This is a genomic window from Streptomyces sp. NBC_01257, assembly GCF_035917255.1.
Taxonomy (GTDB): domain Bacteria; phylum Actinomycetota; class Actinomycetes; order Streptomycetales; family Streptomycetaceae; genus Streptomyces.
In genome coordinates, this window is sequence record NZ_CP108472.1 from 4,235,557 (window position 1) to 4,256,271 (window position 20,715).

22 protein-coding genes are annotated in these 20,715 nt (G+C 70.3%); 1 reads left to right on the forward strand and 21 read right to left on the reverse strand.

Features of this window, described 5'->3' with window-relative positions; genetic code table 11:
- Positions 1-200: 200 nt before the first annotated feature.
- Positions 201-2,030 (forward strand): DUF262 domain-containing protein, encoded by a 1,830-nt coding sequence (locus OG408_RS18110; RefSeq protein ID WP_326670819.1) that lies wholly within the window; start codon positions 201-203, stop codon positions 2,028-2,030.
- A 143-nt stretch (positions 2,031-2,173) separates the two neighbouring features.
- On the opposite strand, the gene OG408_RS18115 is transcribed toward OG408_RS18110, so the two are convergent.
- The 21 genes from OG408_RS18115 to OG408_RS18215 form a co-directional block, all read right to left on the reverse strand.
- Positions 2,174-3,163, reverse strand: coding sequence for a hypothetical protein (locus OG408_RS18115; protein ID WP_326670820.1), 990 nt, complete (start codon positions 3,161-3,163; stop codon positions 2,174-2,176).
- A 124-nt stretch (positions 3,164-3,287) separates the two neighbouring features.
- Complete coding sequence (locus OG408_RS18120) at positions 3,288-3,965, reverse strand: 4'-phosphopantetheinyl transferase family protein (RefSeq protein ID WP_326670821.1); 678 nt, start codon at positions 3,963-3,965, stop codon at positions 3,288-3,290.
- 28 nt (positions 3,966-3,993) lie between these two features.
- Positions 3,994-4,719, reverse strand: coding sequence for an alpha/beta fold hydrolase (locus OG408_RS18125; protein WP_266780122.1), 726 nt, complete (start codon positions 4,717-4,719; stop codon positions 3,994-3,996).
- Positions 4,716-5,972, reverse strand: a complete 1,257-nt coding sequence (locus OG408_RS18130) for an aspartate aminotransferase family protein (protein WP_285567225.1) — start codon at positions 5,970-5,972, stop codon at positions 4,716-4,718. The genes OG408_RS18125 and OG408_RS18130 overlap by 4 nt, the downstream gene beginning before the upstream one ends.
- Positions 5,969-7,183, reverse strand: coding sequence for an ATP-grasp domain-containing protein (locus OG408_RS18135; RefSeq protein ID WP_285567228.1), 1,215 nt, complete (start codon positions 7,181-7,183; stop codon positions 5,969-5,971). The genes OG408_RS18130 and OG408_RS18135 overlap by 4 nt, the downstream gene beginning before the upstream one ends.
- Before the next feature lie 44 nt (positions 7,184-7,227).
- Positions 7,228-8,631, reverse strand: coding sequence for an MATE family efflux transporter (locus tag OG408_RS18140; protein ID WP_266780125.1), 1,404 nt, complete (start codon positions 8,629-8,631; stop codon positions 7,228-7,230).
- A 34-nt stretch (positions 8,632-8,665) separates the two neighbouring features.
- On the reverse strand, positions 8,666-8,917 hold the full coding sequence (locus OG408_RS18145; protein ID WP_266780126.1) for a hypothetical protein: 252 nt from the start codon (positions 8,915-8,917) through the stop codon (positions 8,666-8,668).
- Between the two features lie 5 nt (positions 8,918-8,922).
- Positions 8,923-10,065, reverse strand: a complete 1,143-nt coding sequence (locus OG408_RS18150) for a hypothetical protein (RefSeq protein ID WP_326670824.1) — start codon at positions 10,063-10,065, stop codon at positions 8,923-8,925.
- Between the two features lie 42 nt (positions 10,066-10,107).
- Positions 10,108-10,878: a 2OG-Fe dioxygenase family protein gene (locus OG408_RS18155; protein ID WP_266780128.1), complete on the reverse strand. Its 771-nt coding sequence runs from the start codon at positions 10,876-10,878 to the stop codon at positions 10,108-10,110.
- 67 nt (positions 10,879-10,945) lie between these two features.
- Positions 10,946-11,524 (reverse strand): hypothetical protein, encoded by a 579-nt coding sequence (locus tag OG408_RS18160; protein ID WP_326670826.1) that lies wholly within the window; start codon positions 11,522-11,524, stop codon positions 10,946-10,948.
- Entirely contained in the window at positions 11,521-12,489 is a 969-nt protein-coding gene (locus OG408_RS18165; RefSeq protein WP_326670827.1) for a hypothetical protein, read from the reverse strand. The genes OG408_RS18160 and OG408_RS18165 overlap by 4 nt, the downstream gene beginning before the upstream one ends.
- Positions 12,490-12,824: 335 nt before the next feature.
- Positions 12,825-13,679 carry an enoyl-CoA hydratase/isomerase family protein gene (locus OG408_RS18170; RefSeq protein WP_326670829.1) on the reverse strand — a complete coding sequence of 285 codons (855 nt, stop codon included), beginning with the start codon at positions 13,677-13,679 and terminating at the stop codon, positions 12,825-12,827.
- Positions 13,676-14,863, reverse strand: coding sequence for a beta-ketoacyl synthase N-terminal-like domain-containing protein (locus tag OG408_RS18175; RefSeq protein ID WP_285567242.1), 1,188 nt, complete (start codon positions 14,861-14,863; stop codon positions 13,676-13,678). Before OG408_RS18175 ends, OG408_RS18170 begins: the two co-directional genes overlap by 4 nt.
- The gene (locus OG408_RS18180; RefSeq protein WP_285567243.1) at positions 14,860-15,675 is read right to left on the reverse strand and encodes a hypothetical protein; all 816 of its coding nucleotides are present in this window, start codon (positions 15,673-15,675) and stop codon (positions 14,860-14,862) included. The genes OG408_RS18175 and OG408_RS18180 overlap by 4 nt, the downstream gene beginning before the upstream one ends.
- Positions 15,676-15,714: 39 nt before the next feature.
- On the reverse strand, positions 15,715-15,960 hold the full coding sequence (locus OG408_RS18185; RefSeq protein ID WP_266780134.1) for an acyl carrier protein: 246 nt from the start codon (positions 15,958-15,960) through the stop codon (positions 15,715-15,717).
- 50 nt (positions 15,961-16,010) lie between these two features.
- Positions 16,011-16,709 (reverse strand): formyltransferase family protein, encoded by a 699-nt coding sequence (locus tag OG408_RS18190; protein WP_266780135.1) that lies wholly within the window; start codon positions 16,707-16,709, stop codon positions 16,011-16,013.
- A complete protein-coding gene (locus OG408_RS18195) occupies positions 16,706-17,749 on the reverse strand; it encodes a ketoacyl-ACP synthase III family protein (RefSeq protein ID WP_326670830.1) in 1,044 nt (347 codons plus the stop codon). The genes OG408_RS18190 and OG408_RS18195 overlap by 4 nt, the downstream gene beginning before the upstream one ends.
- A complete protein-coding gene (locus OG408_RS18200) occupies positions 17,739-18,512 on the reverse strand; it encodes a 4'-phosphopantetheinyl transferase family protein (RefSeq protein ID WP_266780137.1) in 774 nt (257 codons plus the stop codon). The genes OG408_RS18195 and OG408_RS18200 overlap by 11 nt, the downstream gene beginning before the upstream one ends.
- Positions 18,509-19,705 (reverse strand): acyl-CoA dehydrogenase family protein, encoded by a 1,197-nt coding sequence (locus OG408_RS18205; protein ID WP_285567250.1) that lies wholly within the window; start codon positions 19,703-19,705, stop codon positions 18,509-18,511. The genes OG408_RS18200 and OG408_RS18205 overlap by 4 nt, the downstream gene beginning before the upstream one ends.
- Positions 19,702-20,415 (reverse strand): hypothetical protein, encoded by a 714-nt coding sequence (locus OG408_RS18210; protein WP_326670831.1) that lies wholly within the window; start codon positions 20,413-20,415, stop codon positions 19,702-19,704. The genes OG408_RS18205 and OG408_RS18210 overlap by 4 nt, the downstream gene beginning before the upstream one ends.
- On the reverse strand, positions 20,412-20,705 hold the full coding sequence (locus tag OG408_RS18215) for a phosphopantetheine-binding protein (protein WP_266780140.1): 294 nt from the start codon (positions 20,703-20,705) through the stop codon (positions 20,412-20,414). The genes OG408_RS18210 and OG408_RS18215 overlap by 4 nt, the downstream gene beginning before the upstream one ends.
- Between the last annotated feature and the right edge of the window lie 10 nt (positions 20,706-20,715).

Genomic DNA, 20,715 nt, shown 5'->3' on the forward strand with positions numbered 1-20,715 from the left:
ATGAAAGGTCTGATGGCTAGCTGCCCAGCCACATGCCGACTGATCGAGTACGGCGACCGGGCACCGCCAGGGACATAACAGCGTCCCATCGCCCACGAGTGACCCCCCACTGTTTTCTTGCAACTTCAGGGATCAGACCGATCAGCTATAGCGAAGATCGCTACGGTAAACGTCTGAACGCGAGGGAGGGGACCCAAGCAATGAGAGCGGACACAGTCGACCTGCGGCGGATCTTCGGCAGGGACGTGCGATACACGGTGCCGCTGTTCCAGAGGCCGTACGTGTGGAACCAGGACGACAACTGGTCGGCGCTGTGGGAGGACATCCGCCGCACTGTCCAGCGGGCTGAACAGGCGGCGTTGACTGGGGCGTCGGTGGCGCCACACTTTCTCGGCGCAGTTGTCTTTGATGAGACCCCGTACCTTTCGTCAAGCCTGGAGACGCGGCAGGTCATCGATGGCCAACAGCGTCTGACAACGCTGCAGCTGTTCGTGTTCGCGGCCCGCCTGTCGGCGACGGCTCTCAACCACGAGCGCTCCGTGCGGCTGCTCAGTAAGTTCCTGGAGAACGACGAGGACCTGTTCGACCGTGTCCAACATCCCGACCACCTCTACAAGGTCTGGCCGACCAATGCCGACCGTGACGAGTTCCGCACGGTCATGCTCGGCCAGGGAGGGACTGGACGACTCGCCGAGGCTGTCATCTACTTTCGACAGGAGATCGACACATGGCTGGCCGAAGCTACTGAGCCTCACGAGCGGCTGGGGATGCTGGTACAGGCCCTGAGGGAACAGCTGCGCTTGGTCATCATCGACTTGGAAGAGCACGACGACGCACAGGTCGTTTTCGAAACGCTGAACAGTCGCGGTACACCGCTGGAGCACGCAGACCTGATCAAGAACTTGCTGTTCCGCAACGCCGAACGGTCCGGCGCGGACGTCGACCGGCTCTACAAGACGTACTGGGCCCCCTTCGACCAGGACGAATGGCGCATGGAGCAGACGACCGGCCGCATTACGCGAAGCCGCCTCGACGTGTTCCTCACATACTGGCTCACTATGCGCACGCAGCTTGAGTTCACCGCCTCATCCCTGTTCAAGGAGTTCGAGCGCTGGTTGCTCTCGTCCGCCGTTCCCACGGAAGACGTCTTTGCCGAGCTGGCGCGATATGCCGAGATCTATGACCTCATCGATGACCATCCAGTACACGGCGCCGAGGGCCGGTTCCTGTATCGGATGAAGGTCCTTCAGACCTCCACCCCGATGCCCCTGCTCCTCTTCCTCTACGGCCTGGACAAGTCTGTGCTGACGCCGGAGCGTCGACGGCGGGCGATCCGCGCCATCGACAGCTACCTCGTTCGCCGGGCGGTGCTCAATCTCAGCACCCGCGACTACAACAACGTCTTCCGTGACCTGGTCGCAGCCGTGGCCCGGCAACCGGATCGCGCGGACGAAACCGTCATCAAGGCCCTCTCGGCAATGCACGGCCACCACCGCCATTGGCCAAACGACTACGAGTTCCGTGCCTCGCTGGAACAGGACCCCATCTACTCCCGTCTGGTCCGCCGCAGCGTACGCATTCTCCTGGAAGCACTGGAGGACGAGCTGCGCACCGACCACACCGAACAGCTCACTGTCCCCGTCGGCGAACAGGCCGGTGCAAAGCTGACCATCGAACACGTCATGCCGCAGAGCTGGCGTGACAACTGGCCGCCCCTTGAGAACGATCTGTCTGAAGGAGCCGACCGCGACGAGCTAGTCCATACACTCGGCAACCTGACGCTGGTCACCGCCCGCCTGAACCCCACGCTGGGCAACATGGCCTGGGAGGACAAGCGGCAGTGGCTTGGCCAGCACAGTCTGCTGCGCCTTACCCACGGGACTCTGCTCAGTGCTCCACCGAGCACTGGCGTCAGCAACTGGGCGGCCGCCTGGGACGAGCATCGGATCCGTGCGCGGGGTTCATACCTCGCCTCGCTGGCCCTGGACATCTGGCCGCATTCAGATGATCTACGCCCAGACAACGAATGACACTCGCGATCGGCATTCATACGCATTCACGGCCGCAGCCCAGACTCGTGGGTGCAGCGGCCGCGCTGCCAGTCAACTGCCCAGTACCAAGCCCGGGAGAAGATCTTGCTCTGCCTCCCGGGCTGTCCCCGCGGATCCTGAGCTCAGGCTGCGATCGACTCCCACAAGGCGGCCGTGGTCTCGTCCAGTGAGGCGAAGCGGTCGTTGATGCGCTTAAGTACGGACGGCGCGGCAGTCGCCTCGAAGCGGAGGGCGAGGACGCCCATGGCCTGCCAGTCGCGGAGGGCCTTCTCGTGCAGGCGGAGCGTGTGGTCCGAGGCGCCCGCTGCTCGCAGGGAGCCTTCCATCAGGGTCAGCGCGGGTACCGCGTAGAGCACCGTGCTGTGGTGGAAGAGCCGCCGGGCGGCGTGCGTCGCGCGGTCCGGGGTGTCGGTGAAGCACTCCTCGCACAGTTGCCGGTAGCGCCGGATGGCGGAGTGGAACCGCTCCTCCTCGGCGAAGCGCCTGGCCTGGCTCACGAGCGCGTTGCTCAGGTCCGGCTCCGCGCCGTCGGTCGATGCGGTGAGCGTCCGTTCGTCGGTGACGGCGTAGAAGTAGCCCATGCCGTCGTGGGCCTCGCTCCTGATGTGGTCGCCGGCGGCCCGTTCCAGGTCGGTGATCGCGAGCCGGGCCCGGCAGGCGAACGGCTTAAGGTCGACCACCAGGCAGTCCAGTACGTCCACCGACAGCCGGTCGTCGGCGAGGGAGTCGAGGACGACGGCGTGCAGATAGGGGGCGTTGTCACGGTAGACGTCGGCGTAGGCCAGGTGGGCCGTGTTGACCCAGACCACGACACCCTCGTACTCCTCGATCAGGGACGCCAGTTGACCGGCGACGTCACGGACGTCGATGGGCTTCTTGTGCACGGCGAAGCCGCAGTTCCGCATCCCGAGGGCGCCCGTCTCCTCGACCGGGAAGATGTACTCCGGATAGCCCGCCTCGTCGAGGCCGGCCTGGAACAGATAGCCGCTCCCGCGTTCGAACACGGTCTTTTCCTCGACCGGGCGGCCCCGCATCACGCTCAGCCGCGCGTAGCTGCCGGTGAGGCAGTTGACGGCCGTCTCGTCGTAACGCTCCAGGACATGGCTCTTCACCGGTGCTCCCGCCCTGCTCGTCGGCCCCGCGCTTCCGGCGTGCGCCACGCCGCGCCGACGCGTGTCGCCCGTCCCGGGAAGGCGCATGGCCGAGGCGGTCTCGGGTTGATCGACAGAGGCAGGCTCAGGCATGCGTTCTCGTCCGTTCGGGATTCGGCTGTGTGTCCACGGGGCGCCGGGGCACCTCGATGAGGGTCGGTCGCCGTTCGGTGACGACGGCGGCGAGCAGACGGCCGTCGGCGCTCGCCCAGTCCAGGACGTGCCGGTCCGCGTCGGCGTCCGCGAGCGCCGACACGTCGGTGTGCCGGAGCGTCCCGATCGCGGCCTCGCCCACTTTGATCAGTGCCTCCTTGCGCACCCAGAACCGCAGAAAGGCGCGGCCGGGGTCGTCCGAGGCGTCCACCGTCCGCAGTTCGGCCGCGCTCAGCACGCGGCGGGCGACCCGTTCGTCGACGGGCGTGACATCGGCGGTGCTCTCGATGTCGACGCCGGTCCTGCCCCGGCCCGCTGCGGCGGCGACGGCACCCCGCGTGTGGGAGAGGCTCACGCCCAGCTCCGGCCACTCCGGCAGGAAGGGTCTGCCGTGGTCCGGTGCCAGGCACTCGTCGCACGTCTGCCGGAGCTCCAGGCGGTGCGCCGGCTCGCCGGTCAGCCGCGCCGCGCACACCCGTACGAGGATGTGGGCGGCGAGGTAGTCCGCCCTCGCCCCGTCGGTGGGCAGCCGAGCGGCGCGGCGGCGCTCCCACGGGCCGAGGGGCACGTCGGACCACAGCCGCAGGACGTCCTGGCTGCGGCCGGTCATGACCACCGGCCGCGCCGTCGGGACGCGCCTAGACACGATCGCGAACCGCCGTGGCCAGCAGGCCCGCGATGGCTCGCGCGGGCCGTGCGGACATCATGGTGAGGTGGCTGCAGTCGATACGGTGCTCGACGACGCTGCCGGTGACGTACGGCCCCCAGGCCTCGGCCACCGGAACGTCACGGGCCGGTTCCTGGTCGGCGGTGAACATCACCAGGTCCCCGGTGAAGCGGTCCGGATCGAAGACGCCGCGCAGCCGGTTGAGGTTGATGACGATGCGCAGCAGCCGGTCGGAATCCGGCACGATGTCGCGTACGGAAGCGAACTCCTTCTCCAGCTGCCGGGCGTGCGCGGGCGTGGAGAGTATGGCCGGGTCCGCGACCAGGGTCGTGTCCATCATCGCCAGCAGCTCGACCTCCTCCCCGGCCTGTTGCAGTCTGGTGGCCATGGCGTGTGCCGCGAGGCCGCCGAAGGACCAGCCGAGCAGCCGGTACGGTCCGTGCGGACGGATGGAGCGGACCAGGCCGAGGTAGTCGTCCACCAGCTCGTCGAAGGTCTCCGGCAGCGGCTCGTCACCGATGATGCCGCGCGCCTGTATCCCGTAGAGGGGCTGGTCCCGACCGAGGCCGCGCATCAGGGGGCCGTAGGCCCAGCACAGCGCGAACCCCGGATGGATGCAGAACAGCGGGGGCTCGGTCCCGCCGGTCCGCAGGGGCAGCAGGGCGGCGAAGTCCGCGTCGTTGCCCTGCCCGGTCACGATGTTCCGGCAAGGACGGCGCAGACCCGTTCGGCGAAGTCCTTGATCGTCTCGTCCGTCGTCGCGGCCGACAGGTACATCGGTTCCTCGACATCCGGTGCCAGGTGGTAGCCGGCCTCGCGCATCCCCGCGTAGAGGCGGGTGTAGGCCTGGCGGTCCTGTTTGGCCACATCCTCCTTGCCCACGACGGCGGTTGTCTGCGGTACGAAGATGAAGGCGAAGATGCTCCCCGTCCTCGTGAAGACGAAGTCCAGCCCGGTGGCCGCTCGGTGCCGCTCGATCTCGGCCTCCAGCAGAGCGCCCTTGCGTTCGAGCTCCTCGTAGAAGCCGGGCTGCGCCAGCACGTCCAGCGTGGCCAGACCTGCCGCCATCGTCAGCGGGTTGCCCGCGAGTGTGCCGCCCTGAAGAACCCGTTCCTCGTCGAGCAGCGCCATGACGTCCTGCCGCCCGCCGAAGGCGCCGACGGGGGTGCCGCCACCGATGATCTTGCCGAAGGCGGTGAGGTCCGGCTCCACGCCGAGCGCGACACCGGCCGGTCCGAAGCCGAGCCGGAAGCCGGTGATGACCTCGTCGAAGACGAGCAGGGCGCCCTCACGGCTGCAGACGCGGCGCAGGTCCGCCAGGAAGCCGGGCTGCGGCAGCACCAGGGACATGTTGCAGGCGACGGGCTCGATGCACACCGCGGCGATCTCGCCGGGGTGGCGGGCGAACAGCCGCTCGACGCTCTCGATGTCGTTGTAGTCCGCCACGAGGTTGGAGCGCATGGCGTCCGGGTCGAGGCCCGCGGCGCGCATCCGCGTCTCGTCCTTGTTCTGGACCAGGTCGAAGTGCCCGTGGTAGCCACCGGTGAAGCGCATGATCCGGGTGCGCCCCGTGTAGGCGCGGGACAGCCGGACCACCGACATCATGGCCTCGGTGCCCGAGCAGACGAAGCGCAGCTGCTCCAGGTGTGCGGCGGTGGCAGTGATGCGCTCGGCCAGCTCGGCCTCCTGCGGACAGAAGGTGCCGAACAGGGTTCCCTTCGCCGCCTGCCGCGCGATCGCCCGGCTGACGGTCTCCGGCGCGTGGCCGAGGATCAGCGGGCCGAAGCCGTACATGAAGTCGACGTACCGCGTGCCGTCGACGTCGTGCAGGTACTGGCCGTGGGACTCGGCCACGACCAGCGGATCGGCCTCGACGTTGCGGCAGGCCCGCAGGGGCGAACTCGCTCCGATGGGAATGACCTTGCGGGCCCGCTCGATCTCCGGCCTCATGACTGCTTCTCCACTTCGGTCTCGATGACGCAATCGGTGAGCAGAATGTCCAGCAGCGCCTCGGCGTCCTCCCGGGTCTCCCGCGAGAAGTAGGCGGTCAGGACGGTTTCGAAGTTCAGCGGCGGGGCGAGGACGAACTGGCCGTCCTGCCGGTGCAGCAGGACCGTGGTGACGTCGTTCTTCCGGCACACTTCCACCGCACGCCCGGTGTTGCGCAGAAAGCCGCTCCGCTCGATCGGCGCATCGAATTCCAGAGCCACCCGATGGTGCGTGGCGCGGGGTTCGAGGGGCTCCCGGCCGAGCCGGTGGAGCAAGTCGTAGGCGTCCATGCCGGTGCAGATGCTCAGCTGCTGGTACGTCGTCGTGCCGCCGCCGCACAGGCGGGGAGCGATCTCGAGGATGTACAGCCGGCCCTCGCCGTCGAACCTGAACTCGGCGTGGAAGGGCGACTCGTCCAGGCCGAGGGCGGGCACCACCGTGTCGAGCAGGGCCTTGAACCTCGCGCCCTTCTCCTCGTCGAACGGCTCGGTGAGGTAGGCGATCTCGTGGAACAGCGGTCCGACGAGATCGGGCAGCTTGCGGTGCAGTTGCAGGGGCAGCACCCGGCCACCGCTGATCATGCCGTCGACCGCGTACTCCTTGCCGTCGAGGTACTCCTCGGCGAGCAGCACGCTCTTGCCCGTGCTCTCCTTCAGGACCGTGCAGACGCGCTTGGTCTGGATGAGCGCCTTGGCGAATCCCGCGGGGTCGTCCACCTTGACGACACCCGCGCTGTAGAAGCCGTTGGACGGCTTGAGCACCAGCGGGAAGCGCAGGCCGGCTTCGGTCACCAGGGCCAGTGCCTCGGGTGCCCGCAGCGAGGGCGAGAGCTCGATGTGCCGGGTGATGTGGTCGCGGATCGCGGGGTGTGCCTTGAACAGGGTCTTGTCCGTCAGGCTCAGCAGGGTGTCGATGTCGCGTGCGGGCAGGCCGAGTTCCGTACGCAGGAGCTCCAGCTGGATCTGGTATCCGTCGTGGAAGGAGACGACATCGTCGACATCGGACAGGTCCAGGGTGTCCCGGGCACTGTCGGCGACGGTGCGCTGCCAGTCGGCCCGGTCGATTCCGGCCAGTCGTGGCGGAGCGAGGAACCGCACATCGAAGCCACGCTCGGCCGCGTAGTCGATGTAGTCGCGGCAGTCTTCCTCGTGCCCGAGGATCAGCACATTCACAGGCGTCTCAACTCTCCTCAGCAACAGGGGTCGGCGGTGCGGTGTCAGACGGCTTCCGGAACCGCCGCCACTTTCACGAGTGCGTTCTCCCGGCCCGCGACGGCCCGGCGGATACGCCAGAAGCACACGGCGGCGATCACGGCCTCGAAGGCCGAGTAGACCGCCCAGACGAGCGGGAGCAGTCCCGTCTCGCCGCGATGGGTCAGAGTGATCAGACAGATGGTGGGGACACTGAGTCCCCACATCACCACCACGCGGGCCAGGAACCCGAACCTGGCGAGCCCGAAGCAGTCCAGGACCGCGGTGGCGACGATGGAGAACATGAACGCGATCGCGTAGGTCCACAGCATGCGGGACGTGTCGACGGCGCTGCCGACGGCCGCCGCTTCCACCTGGTCGAGGCCGAAGGGGTACAGGAGCAGCTTCGGCGTGACGATCTGGAGGAACACGATCAGCCCGACATACACGCCGGCGACGCCCAGGGTGACCCGCACGATGTGCGGCACGCGGTCATGGCGCCCCGCGCCGAGCGCGTTGCCGCAGAGCACGTTGCAGCCCAGGGCCAGGCCGATGGGCGGGATGACGGCCACGTAGTTCAGCGAGACGGCGACGTTGTTGGCGGCCAGCGCCACCGGGCCGAGGACACCGGCCAGCCAGACGAAGGACGTGTTGCCGAGCTCGTCGAGTCCGGCCCCGCCACCCGACGGGGCACCCCTGCGCAGCCGCAGCCACAGCTTCTCGGTGATCGCGCGCACCCCCTGCCCGAGCAGGCGGAGGAAGCTCACGAAGAAGCCCTTGGGCAGGCAGATCGCGTATCCGGCGAACATGACGCCGACCGCGACGAGCGTGCCGATGGCCGAACCGCGCATCCCCATCTCCGGCAGCCCGAAGCGTCCGAACACGAGGCCGGGGATCACGACGATGCCGACGGCTTGACCGATGAGGCCCACGGTCATGGGGACCCTGGTGCGGGCCGTGCCGTTGAAGTACGAGGACATGGCCATGTTCAGGGCCATCACGGCGCCGTAGCTGGTGGACAGCGTCAGGAACTGCGACTCCAGGGCCCTGATGTGGGCCGGCTGTCCGCTCAGGTCGGGCACCCGGGCCACCAGCGGGGTGGTGGCGAGGAGCACGATGGCGAGGATCAGCGCCAGCAGAAGCCCGTTGGCACCCTCCTCCATGGTGGCGTCCCGGTCCTTGCGGCCGTGCGCCTGGGCCACGTACGACCGGGTGATGCCCACCGTCCCGGTGATCACCATGATCAGGGTGCCCGCCGTGAAGACCGCCGGCCCCGAGGCCTTCAGGGTGTCCTCCGAGTACCGGGCCAGGCAGATCCGGTCGACGAGCATCATGATCAGGTTGCCGGCCATGCCCAGCATCAGCGGCAGGGAGACCCGGACGACCTCCCGGGTCGTCTCCAGGTCCAGGCGAACCCGCGGTCCGGCCATCAACTCTCCTCGGGCAATGGGCGACTGGGACCACTCACTCTGCCAGTCCGGATTCCTGCAGAAGGGTCAGCACGCTCTTCACCAGCGCCTCTCGTCCGGTCAGGTCGAACGGCAGGGTGTCGCCGACATCCAGCATCGTGTCGAGCCGCTCCTCCAGGCCGACCAGGAAGCGCATCTGGTCGAGTGAGCTGACGACGATCCGGTCGGGTTCCGAGTCGGCCGGGACGTCGCGGGCCGCCGCGAGCTGTCCGAGAAGGTCGTTCACGACCACGGTGATGTCTTCCATGGCACTCACATCTCAGTCGGGGTGTCGGCGGTGATCAGGTCCGGGTCCGCGGGAGCCGCCTCTGTCGGCAGCAGACCGTGCGCGAGCAGGGCGTAGGCCAGCCGGTCGAGACCGATGCCGGCACAGCAGGTGGCCTCGATCCCCGCCGCCTCGCGCAGCCCGAAGGCGTCCGCGAAGACTTCGCCGTGGGCGTTGACGCTGGCCACCGACAGCTCGCCCTCGGCCAGGGGCACCCGTACCTCGAACTTGCTGCCGTTGAGCAGCTGCGCGTCCCTGGACAACGAGGGGTCGTCACCGAAGAAGGCGTCGGAAGCGCTGACCACCCGGTGCGGCAGACCGAGAGACACGAAGAAGCGGCAGAAGGAGTCGAGCAGCCGGTCGAACTCCGCCCGCACCTCCTCGCTCCGCCCGAGGCGCACGAGTTCGAACATCCGGAACTCCGCGAGCCGCGTCGCGTTGTGGTTGTGCGCCTCGTGCCGGAAGACGGGGCCCTCGATGGCGAAGAGGTCCGTGCCGTGGCGCCGGCGCAGTTCCAGCGCGTTGGAGTAGACGTGGTAGCAGGTCACCGGGTTGAGGACGAGGTCCGACGGTTCGTAGAACGAGGCGAGGGCCTCGCTCTGTCCGGGCCGCAGCCGGGAGACGGTGACCCCGTCCCAGTAGTCCGGTCTGATCCGGGACACCGCGTTCACCAGGTTGGGGAACTTCCGGTAGTAGCCCGCGCGGAGCAGGACCTCGCGCGGGATCTGCGCCGAGCCGGTGAGCCGTGGCGCGTCGAAGTCGGCGGCGACCCGTTCGTACACGAGCTGCCGGGTCCGTTCCAGGGCGTCGCCCCACTCCGGTCCCTGGAGGTAGGTGCCCCCGCTGATCGCGATCCGGTCGTCGGCCGGTGGCAGACTCACCGGCCGCGCGGCCCCGGCGGCGGGTCCGTGCTCCGCGATCACACGGACGGGTACGTCCCGGTGCCCGCGCAGGAAGTGCCGGACGATGTCGCTCAGTTCGAGCTCGGTGAGACTGCTGCCGACCTCGACCAGGACGCCCTCGTCCTCTTGGCGCACCAGGACGGCGTCGGAGCCGTAGTAGAAGGCGAGCGCCTTCCGCAGTTCATCGGCGGACGCTGCCGTGACAGCACGTTTGTGGTGATAGCGCACCAACACTGTGCACCTCTCTGGATGCGAGTCTGTCTCGGACGGTCAGATGCGGTGGCGCATGGGGACCCAGTCGGTGAGCACGATGGCGCGCTCACCGGGCCCGGCGTCGGGCCCCTTGCGGATGGGGCCCACGTAGTGGCTGACGAGATGGTCGGTCACGGCGTAGGTCTCCAGTGGCCGGTTCATCTGGAACTCCGCGAGCCGGTCCGCCGGGGGAACGTCCTCCGGCTGCTTGCCCCGGTAGGCGGGCGTGGCGATGACGTTGTTCCCGCCCTCGGCGTTGTGCTTGTAGATCAGATGGGCGAAGACATAGGGCTCGCCGTCCTGATGGAGCTCGTTGGGCGAGGAGACGGCCTCCCTGCCGTCGTCCTCGATGTGCAGCTTGATCAGGTGCACGCCGACGAACAGCGGCCAGACCCGGTCGTCCTCGCTCCAGCGAGTCTGCTCGAAGTCGAACTGGACCATGTCGAGCAGCAGCTGGTTGGCGCACGACTCGTCGGAGATGGCGGCCAGGTCGCGTACGACTCCCGGGTACTCGGGGTTGTGGTCGCCCTGGTAGTAACCGTGCATCCCGTTGCTGCGCTGGGACTCGGTGGCCGGCATCCAGCTGAACTCCCTGGACCAGGGCAGGAACAGCCCGCGCGCGTAGCGGCGGTAGCGTCCGGAGCCCGGCGCGTAGGGGTCGGCGGGCAGTTCGTCGTACGCCGCGCGCAGGGTCCGGTAGTTGTCGTCGTTCTCGGTGATGCCGAAGTGCTCTGCCAGGTCGTACCTTGCGTGTCCGTTGATGGACAGCTCTGTACCTGCTGTGGGCATGACGAAGTCCCCCTGTGTGGAAAGGCCCCTTTGACGAGGTTGCGGACGGTGCGGTGGTGGGCGGACTTCAACTGCCGTCGGGAGTCAGCCAGATGCCGAAGAGGTGGAGATCGGGGTTGACCGGGAGCTCCAGCCGGGTACAGGGCGCCGGTTCGGAAAGTCGTACGGTGGCCAGCCAGATCCGGGGCTGTGCCTTGCGCTGGGTCCGGCCGCCGATGTCGTAGAGGAAGTCGGCCTCGGCGAACAGGGTGCTGTCCTCGGCCGGCTGCCGGGACAGGAAGTCGGCCAGCCTTAACCGGACCGGAGTGACGGTCCCGTCGTCGCCGTGCAGCCGGAAGACCCCGGCGGTGGTTCCGCCGGACGCCACGCCCGCGACCCGCACCGCGGTCACCCGCTCCGGGGCGCCGACGTCCACGGTCTGGCCTTCGCACGCCACGTTGTCCGGTTCACCCTCGCCCCACTGGGCGGGGAGCCCGAGGGCGGTGGCAGCGGCATCGAGTCCGCTTGTGGAGAAGGCGCGGCCGAAGCCGTCGAGCCCCTCGGCCACGATCAGCGAACGGGCGAGGCACCCGGCGTTGTTGCGGTGCGGTGCGAGATCGAGGGCGACGCCGTCCACGAGGGGCGGAAGGGGGAGCGGTGTGTTCATGGGGTGGCTCCCGACCTGCCGGCCCGCGCACCGGCCGCCTCCAGATTCGCCGTGGCATCAGCCAGCCGCGATTCCAGCTGCTTGCGGAAGGTTCCGGCGCGCGGATTGGCGGCGCCCATCGCGCCCAGCCTCATGATCAGGTTCCGGATCGCCAGCACGTCGTCCGCGGCAAGCTCCACGTGCTCGTACGGGACCGGTGAGTCCGTTTCCGCCCGGAGGTGACGGGCGAACCAGCGCAGCGTGTGGTGGTACCACCACAGTCCGAGCGGCAGCCGCTGTCCCAGGCCCCACCCGGACTGGCCGGCGGTGCTCGCGCGCCCACGGGAGGCGACCCGTTCCAGATAGTCGTCGAGCCCGTCCCGCAGGGCGCCGACCAGCTCGGTGCCGCTGAGCCACTCGCTCCCCGGGCCGGTCAACTGCCAAGCCAGCTGAGATGGTTCGTAGGTGAACGGGCCCGCCGCATGCACCTCGTACCACGCCTGGCCCAGGTCACTGCCGTGCATCGCCGCACGGAGGTCGGTGGCCGGGATCTCGCCGTCGAAGTGGATGACGTCTCCGAGGTCCCTGATCCCCACCGTGCCCTCGTCGCGGTCCGGGCTGTGCAGCGCGACCACGTGCAGTGCATGGATGCGGCCCTGTCCGGGCCAGTAGTGGGGAAGGTGGAAGTAGTCGGCGGCCACCGCGATCGTGCGGCCCTCGTCCAGGGCGTGCTCGGCCTCCCGCCAGTCCTCCGCCGCGCCGACGGGGTGACGCACCAGCGAGTAGCCGCTTCTGCGGAGGGACTCCCCGAGCGGCTCGACCGGGTCTGCGAACTTCAGCAGTCCCTCGTCGTCGAGGCGCGCGGAGGTGGCGGCATTCCTGCCGAGCGCGGCAACCGGGTCCGCCGTGGGGTCCACGGACCTCAGCACGGCCGCGAACGACGAGTGGTAGCAGCTGGGATCGGTGAGCTGTGGACTTTCGGACACTCTTCTCCCACCTCGGTCATGCGGATGAAGGGCAGGCGGAACCGTCGCACGGAGGATTGGGGGGTGTGCGTCGCTGATCTGTGATCGCGTTACCGCTGTCACAAGACACTACGGGCCGGGCATGGGGCCGACAACCAGCCGATTCGGGTATGGCTACCTGAGCGTTAACCCTGCCGCTCCACCAGGCCGCCCCTCCGTCTCCCCCGTGCGCGGGGGCGGTGTCCGGGTACGCCGACGAGCCCCCGGCCAGTCGTGGCCGCGGGCTGTGAGTCCGGTGAATCGGGGGGCGGTGCGTCGGAGGTCGGTGCTTCGGTGCTTCGGTGCTTCGGGAGGTGTCAGCGTCCGCGGTAGGGGGTCTCGTGCTGGGGGCCGTCCGTGAGGAACGCGGTGACGGCACGGCGGTGGTCCTCGGTTCGGGTGACCTCCGCCGCCAGCGCGGGCAGCATCCTGTCCGCCGCCGGCACCCCGCCGTCCAGGAAGGAGCGCACCACCGCCTTGGTCGCCGCGTGCGCCCGCGTGGGGCCCTCGGCCAGACGCAGCGCGTACGCATGGGCGTCGGCGTGGAAGGTCGACTGCCCGAACAGGGCGTTCACCACGCCCCACTGGGCCAGCGTCGACCCGCGGTACAGCTCACCCGTCATGACGAGTTCGCGGGCCCTGGAGGGTCCGGCACGCTGCGCCAGGCGCTGGGTGCCGCCCATCGCCGGGGTGAAACCCACCCGCTGCTCGACGAGTCCGAACCGGGCCCCTTCGGTGGCGACCACGAGGTCGCAGGCCAGGGCCAGTTCGAAGGCCGCGGTGAGCGTCAGCGAGTGTGCGGCGAACACCGTGGGGCAGGGCAGCCGCTCGAGCTCCTGGGTGATACCCATCCGTTGGCGCCAGAACTCCTCGGCCTCGGCCGGATCCAGTCGGGCGAAGACGTCCACATCGACGCCGGCACTGACGACGCGCCCCTCCGCCCGGACGAGCAGGGCTCGCGGCGGATCGGCTGCGAGCCGCCGCACGGCGTCGTCCCAGGCACTCCACATGGCCGCGTCGAACAGATTCAGCGGCGGGCTGTCCATCGTCAGCACGGCCAGCGGACCGTCCCGGGTCAGCCGCAGCGGCCCGGCCGTGTCAGCGGACCCGGCCGCCGCCCCGGGTGCGGCTGCCACGACGGGTGCGGCCGCCTCTCCCGGCCCGGCTGTCACGACGGGCTCCGGAAGACGGCGATGGCGTTGTTGCCGCCGAACCCGAAGGCGTTGCTCTGCACGTACCGCATCCCCGGCATGGCCAACGGCGCACCGGTGACCAGGTTCATGCCGGGCTCCACATCCGCCGGATCGACGGCTGTGGGCGGGACCAGCCGGTGCCTCAGGCTGAGGCAGGCGGCGACCGCGCCCGCGGCTCCGGCGGCCCCCATGAGGTGGCCGATGGTGCCCTTGACCGCGGTGACGGCCGCCCGCGGGTACTGCTCGGCGAACAGCTCCCCCTCGATGGCGTCGTTGGCCCGGCTGCCCGTGCCGTGGGCGAAGATCACGTCGATGTCGTCCGCCTCGAGCCCTGCCTCCGACAGCGCGAGGCGGTGGCAGGCGGCGACACCCGCGCGGTCGGGTGCGGTCGGGTGGCTGGCGTCGTTCCCTACGGACGAGGCGAGCAGCTCGGCGTACGGTTCCTGCCCGTCCCGCAGGGCGCGCTCGGTCTGCAGGACCAGGATGCCGGCCCCCTCCGACGGTGTGACGTAGCGCCTGCTCCTCGTGAACGGGCGGCACGGTGTCGGGCCGATCGCCTGGAGGCTGCTGAAGCCGATGATGTTCTTCACCGAGTACGGATCGCAGCCGCCCACCACGGCGACGTCCGTGACACCGGCCCGGAGCATCTCGATGGCACAGGAAAGCGCCACGTTGGCCGAGGCGCAGGTGTTCTGCACGACGAACGCCGGGCCTGCGGCGCCGACGGAGCGGGCCACCCCGTCGGAGATCGAGCAACTGCGGAAGCTGTCCGCCCCGGCCCCGCGGCCGGCCACGGCGTCCTCCAGGGCATCCGCCTGACCGTCGCTGGTCCCGACGCACACCAGGGCATTGCGCAGGGTCTCGTCACCGGGGCGCAGACCCGCGTCGGCGACGGCCTCCAGAGCGGCGTACTCCGCGAACAGCGACGCCGTGCGCGCCGGGGCGCCCGCGGGCAGGCCCAGACGGCGCAGAGCGGTCTCGCGGGCGTCCTGCGGCACGCGCCCGCCGAGCACGCCCGGTTTCATCCCGGCGTACTCCGGCGCCAGCTCGACGAAACGGGACGTGCCGGTGCTCAGGTCCTTCCAGAGGGCGTCCGCGCCTGCGCCGGCGGGTGAGATGGCCCCCAGGCCGGTGACGTACAGCCGGACCGGTGTGCTGCTCACCGAGACCTCCCCGGATTGTGACCCGGATCGGTGTCCGGTCCTGTGGTGTCGGCGTGGGTCACGGTCACGGCGGCCCGCCGGTCGCCGTCCCGGCACTCCAGTCGGGTGCTCGCGCCGGGCGCCAGCTCCCGCAGTGCCGTGAGGAATCCGGCGAAGGCGAACGCGCCGTTACGGTCCCGCCCGCCCGGCGGGTCCGCGTCCGTCGCGTCGCGGTGGGACGGGCCGGCGAAGTCGAACCGGGCCGTGTAGGTGTCGCCGCGCTCGAACCGGGCGTGCACGACGCCGGGCCGGCAGGAACTCTCGGTGCCGTGTGCGCGGACGTCCTCCAGCGCCTGTGCGGAGTAGGTGTCCCCCACCAGCACGTGGCTGGTGGCTGAGCGGCCGGTCGCCAGGGCCGAGAGCGTCTCCCACAACGCCATCACCGGCGTCAGCCGGCCGGCGTTGAGCGTCATGTTCCGGCCCTTGGCACCGATCTTGATGTTGGTGAACGCGGAGGCCGAACCGGACGTGGCGTTGGGGAAGACCTGGGCCGACAGCATCCGGCCGCGCTCCATCCCTTCCTGCTGCAGCCGTGCCAGTGCGGCGGAGTTGCCGTACTCGGTACCGATGACGACGGTGTCGTCACCCGGGCCGGCGGGCGCGTCGCTCTTGAGCACGAGATAGAGGCACAGCCGGGTGAACCAGTCCCTGAACTGGTCGCCGCCGGTTCCGATCACGTCGTGCAGATCGGACGGCAGCCCGGTGAGGTCGCCGGTGTGGTCCTTGTGCTCCGGGGAGCACAGGGTGACCTCTCTCAGAGTGAATGTGAACATTGCCCTCTCCGAAGGTGGTGCGGGCCGGTGCGTGGCGGCTCAGCCGGCGGCCAGCCGTTCGGCGTGGTGCTGCAGGTCCGTGACGGTGAGCAGTTCACGGGAGAAGTCGTCACCCATCTCGATGCCGAGTTCCCCCTCCACCTGGATGATCACGTCGATCATCTTCAGTGAGTCGATCGCGAGGTCGGCCTTCAGCTCCTGGGAGCCCTTGATCTCGAACGAGTCGGGCAGCTCGGCGACCCGCCGCAGTACTTCGGCGATGCGGTCGTCCACGATTTCCGGCATGGTGTCCCCTCCGGGGCGAGTCGGCGTTGGAACGGGCCGTCGGACGGCCCTCAGAGTTCGGCGTGCAGGGCCCATTTGTCGCCCTGCACGGAGACCGCCCCTGGCAGGGCGGTCAGTTCGGGTTTGAAGAGCGGGGCCGCGTCCATGGCGGGCTCCCAGGTGGCCAGCCGCTCGTCCTGGGGCACCTCGACCCGACGGCCCTTGGCGAGGTCGTTCACCACCTTCAGCAGCAGCCGCACGCCGAGCGGCGCCAGGTGCTCGCGCCACAGGCTCTGCGCCGTCGAGCCCGGCGGCACCAGGACGTGCTCCTGGGCCGCGATGGGTCCGCCGTCGGTGCGTTCGGTGAGGTGGTAGACGGTGCCGCCGGTCGCCTTGTCGCCGTCGCGGATGGTCCAGCGGATCGCGTCGCGCCCGCGGTGCAGGGGCAGCAGGCTGGGGTGGTATCCGATCGTGGCGACCGCCGCCCGGGCCCTGGTGTGCCGGCCGATGAAGGCGTGGGAGTGGGCGGCGACGATGATGTCGACGTCCTTCGGCACGTGCATGGACCGCAGTGCGTCGGCGTCGGTCCAGGGAATGTTCCTGGGCAGCGCCCAGGAACGCAGCCTGTCCCAGGACAGCGGGTTGCTCTCGGTGCTGTGCCCCTTGCGCATCCGGGGCGCCGCCACTCCGGAGAGGGAGTGGCCGCCCTCCTGAAGGGCTTCGGCGACCTGGACGGCGAAGGCGCCGCGTCCGGAGACGAAGATGTTCACGCGGGCTCCTCCGCAACCGCCGCCATCGGGCGTTCCACCACCGCACAGGACCAGGTGAACCCCGATCCCGTGCCGAGGACCAGCGCCCGCTCCCCGGGCTCCAGCAGGTCTCGGTCCATCAACTCCGCAATGCCGGCGGGCAGATCACCCGCGCCGAGGTGCCCGGTGGTGCGTCCCACGTCCAGCATCTTGGCGGTGGTCACCTCGCCCAGCAGGGGCAGGTACGAGGACTCCAGCGCATCGGTGCGCAGCCTGGGCAGCACGCACCAGCGCAGGGCCGGATCGTCGCCCGGCACCCCGGCCTCGGTGAGCGCCGCCGTCACCACCGAGCGCAGACTGTCCTGCTCGATCTCGCGGAACCCGGCGACGCCGTGCTCGCGCAGGTACGCCTTCTTGGTCCGGCGCACATCGACCTGTTCGCCGTTCGAGCGGGCCGCGGGCGAGAAGTCGTCCTGGCCCCGGTTCATCTTCTCCAGCTGCGACGCCGCACGCGAGGCGATGGCCAGCAGGCTGAGTCCTCGTGGCGTCTCGGCCGTGCCGGTGCGGCACAGCAGCAGGGCGCTGGCGCCGTCGCCGTAGGAGACTCCCAGGTCGCCGCGCCAGCGGTCGAAGCCGGGCGCGCAGAACCGGTCCGCGGTGGTCACCAGGGCGTGGCTCGTGCCGGCGTCCGCGAGCAGGTGGGCGGCCGCGGTCTGGAGCGCCGCACCGCCGCCGTTGCAGATCTGCTGGATGCCGATCGGCAGGGCACGGGCGGCTCCGAGGCGGTCCGCCACGTAGTGGGGTGCCGACCAGTAGTCGTGCCCCTGGTGGTAGGCCCAGGCGTGCAGCAACAGGTCCAGTCGCCCGCCGTCCCACCCCGCGCTTTCGAGGGCGGTGGTCGCGGCGTGCACGGCCATGTCGGGTGGGGCGGTGTCGTCCGAGACGGCGACCGAGTCGTACCCGGCCTTCTGCGGGGTGCTTCCCACGTCGGCCGCCGATTCACGCCGGGGCGGCAGCCAGAGTCCGGCCGCCGCAATCGTGATCCGGGCGTCAGTCTTCATGTGCGTGCCTCCAGACACAGAATGTTTGAGCGCCGGCCGGGAGTTCCGCACCGCCGTCGTGCTCGGCGGGGGCGAAGCGGTGCTCGATGACGCGGTACGGGGCGGCCCCGGCCAGGGCCACGGCGGCGCCGCATCCCGCCGGTGCCGTCAGGTCGCGCACGCGCCAGGGGCCGGGCAGCCGTCCGGCCGGATCGCTGACGAGCAGGCCGGGTCCGGTGCCCGCGGTGGGCAGGGCGAGCCCCTCGGCCAGCCGGGCTCCCACCGCCTTCACGCATGCCTCCTTGCGGGTCCACAGCCGTACGAAGAGAGGTCCGCCGTGCGGTCCGCGGCGGCGGACGGCCGCTCCTTCCGCCGCGGGGAAGTGACGTGCGGCAAGCGCCGTTGTGGACCGCCCCTCGTGGTACTCCAGGTCGATGCCCACGGCGCGCCGTCCGGTGAGTGCGAACAGCGCGTGCCCTCGGGAGTGCGTGAGGCTGAAGCGCGGCGCCGGTCTGCCGCGCGGCGCCAGGGCCTCGGGCTTTCCCCAGGTCCCGCTGCGCAGCCGGACGGCACGGGGCGGAACGCCGAGCCGGTGGCCAAGGAGCAGCCGGACCGCCCCGTGGGAGACGGTGAACCGGCTGCGGGCCAGGTCCCCGGCAAAGGATCGGCGGCGCTCGGTCTCCTCGGGCGACAGCAGCTGCTCCAGTCGGTGCACGGTGGCGGCGGACGGCTCGTCGAGGTCGATGTGCCACACCTGCACCACGTCGGGGTTCTCCACGTTCATGAGCGGACGCCCTCCGCCGTGGCGGGCGGGCAACCGGCCGGGTCGAGTGATCCACGCAGGAGGGCTCCCGCGACGTTGAGCCGCTGGATGTTGCCGGTGCCCTCCATGAACTCCATCCCCAGGGCGTCCCTGGCCCACTTGTCGAGCAGTGGATGGTCCAGCCGGGCCCCCGGGCCGAAGAACGTCAGGGACTCCTGGGTGACGTCCTCCGCCAGCCGGGCCGCGGCGGCCTTGGCCGCGGAGGCGAGCGCACCGTCCGCAGGGTTGTGGTCGACGGCCGCGGCGGCCCGGTGCGTCAGCCGTCGCACCGACTCGATGCGTGCACCGATCGCGTCCAGCCGGTGCCGTGCCGTGCCGTGGAGCGCCGGCCGCTCGTCCCGTACGTACTCGTACGCGGCGCGCGCGAGTCCGACGCCCATCGCGGCGACGACGGTGCGCAGACCGTTGAAGGCGGTCATCCAGCCCCACATGCCGCGCCGGGTGGCGGGCAGGTGCGAGCCGAGCAGGCGGCTGCGCGGGATCTCCACGTCGTCGAAGGTCATGGTGCCCAGAAGGCCTCCGAGTCCGACCGTGGCCAGGTGCGCGGCGGTGAATCCAGGGGTCCCGGTGTCCACCAGCACCGACCGGATTCCGAGCGGACCGGGACCTGTGCGCGCCACGACGACGCCGGTGTCGGCCCGTGCGGCGTTCCCGATGAAGGTCTTCGTGCCGTTCAACCGGCAGGGCTCCGAGTCGTCGGGGGAGACGGTCAGCTCCGCCTGCACGCCGGCCCCGTCCGAACCATGGGCCGGCTCGGTCATCGCGAGGAAGGTCCAGGAGGGCCGTCGCTCGACGAGCCGTCCGTAGAACCACTCCTGCTGCGTCCGGTCGCCGAGGCGGGCCACCATCGCGCCCGACAGCAGACAGCCGGGGGCGGCCAGGACGAGGCCCATGTCGCCCCAGGCGGCCTCCTCGAAGAACACCGCCTGGTCCATGATCCGGGTCAGGTCGTAGCGGCGGCCGTCGGCGGTCGGCGGGAAGGGGTTGAACTCCCTCGGGACGCACAGCGTCGCCAGCCGCAGCGGCAGCTCGAGTCCGGCGAGCCGGACCACCGTGTCGGGGTCCCGCTCGGCCGACAGCGCGTGGGAACGCAGCTCGGCGGCCGCTCGCCGGGTCTGCTCCCGCAGGGGGCGCCACGGGTCCAGGTCGGTCACCGGCCGGTCTCCGTCGCCGTGCGCAACGCGTAGACGTCGCCGAGCAGTTCGCTGAGGCAGGCGTACGCCCCCGGTCCCGTGGCGAGGAACCCGGCGGCGCCGAACGACCTCAGCAGGATCCGGTCCGCCCGGCCGAGCTTGCGGTGCAGCTCGGCGACAGCGGCGGGGCCGAGCCGTGCCTCGTCCAGCATGCCGTGCACTTCCAGGTGCTCGATGGTGACGTCGGCGAGCGCGCCTCTCAGCAACTGGTGCTGGAGCAGCGGGGTGTCGCCGAAGGACCGCTCGCGCAGGTGCGTGAGAACGGCGTCGCGGAGCCGTTCGGACAGTCCCAGCCGCAGCCGGAGCAGTCCGAGCTGCCAGCCGTCTCCGGGGCCGGGGTCCGCGGGCGGGCCGGCATCGGCGGGGCGCGGGGGCGCGCAGCGCAGTGCCACGATGCCCAGCTCGGCCAGGACCGGCGCGCCGAGGGGGTACGGCCCGGCCCCCGATCCGGCGGTGAACTCCGCGAACTCCCCGTTCTGCCAGGTCCGTCGGGCCGATGCCACGCGTTCGGCCGAGGCCACGGCGTGGCCGGAGGGGCCGCACACGAGCGCATCGTCGGCGACCGCCGCGTGCAGTCCGTCCAGCGCCGCGCGCGGCTCGTGGTCACGGGCGGCGCGGTACGGCCCGGGCGGGCGGGTTGTGGTGCTGTACGCGGCTTCGGCCCGCGTCATCGTTGTCCGCTCTGTTCGCCGACGTAACCGATCAGGCTGGCGACGGTCTCGAAGCCGCCGGCGCCGAACGTGTCGGGGTCGAACTCCGTGTCGAGGTCGTCCTCCAGGCGCAGGAGGAGCTCCAGGAAACTCGTCGAATCGAAGTCCAGGTCCTGGACGAGACGCGCGTCCGGGGAGAGGGTCTCCGCCGGCCGCTTGAGCATGTCCGCCAGTGCCGTGATCACCACGTCGGCGACGCCGTGCGTGCCCTGTGAACCGTTGGCGACAGTGTGCGAGGCCGTTTCGTCCATGACGGTGCCC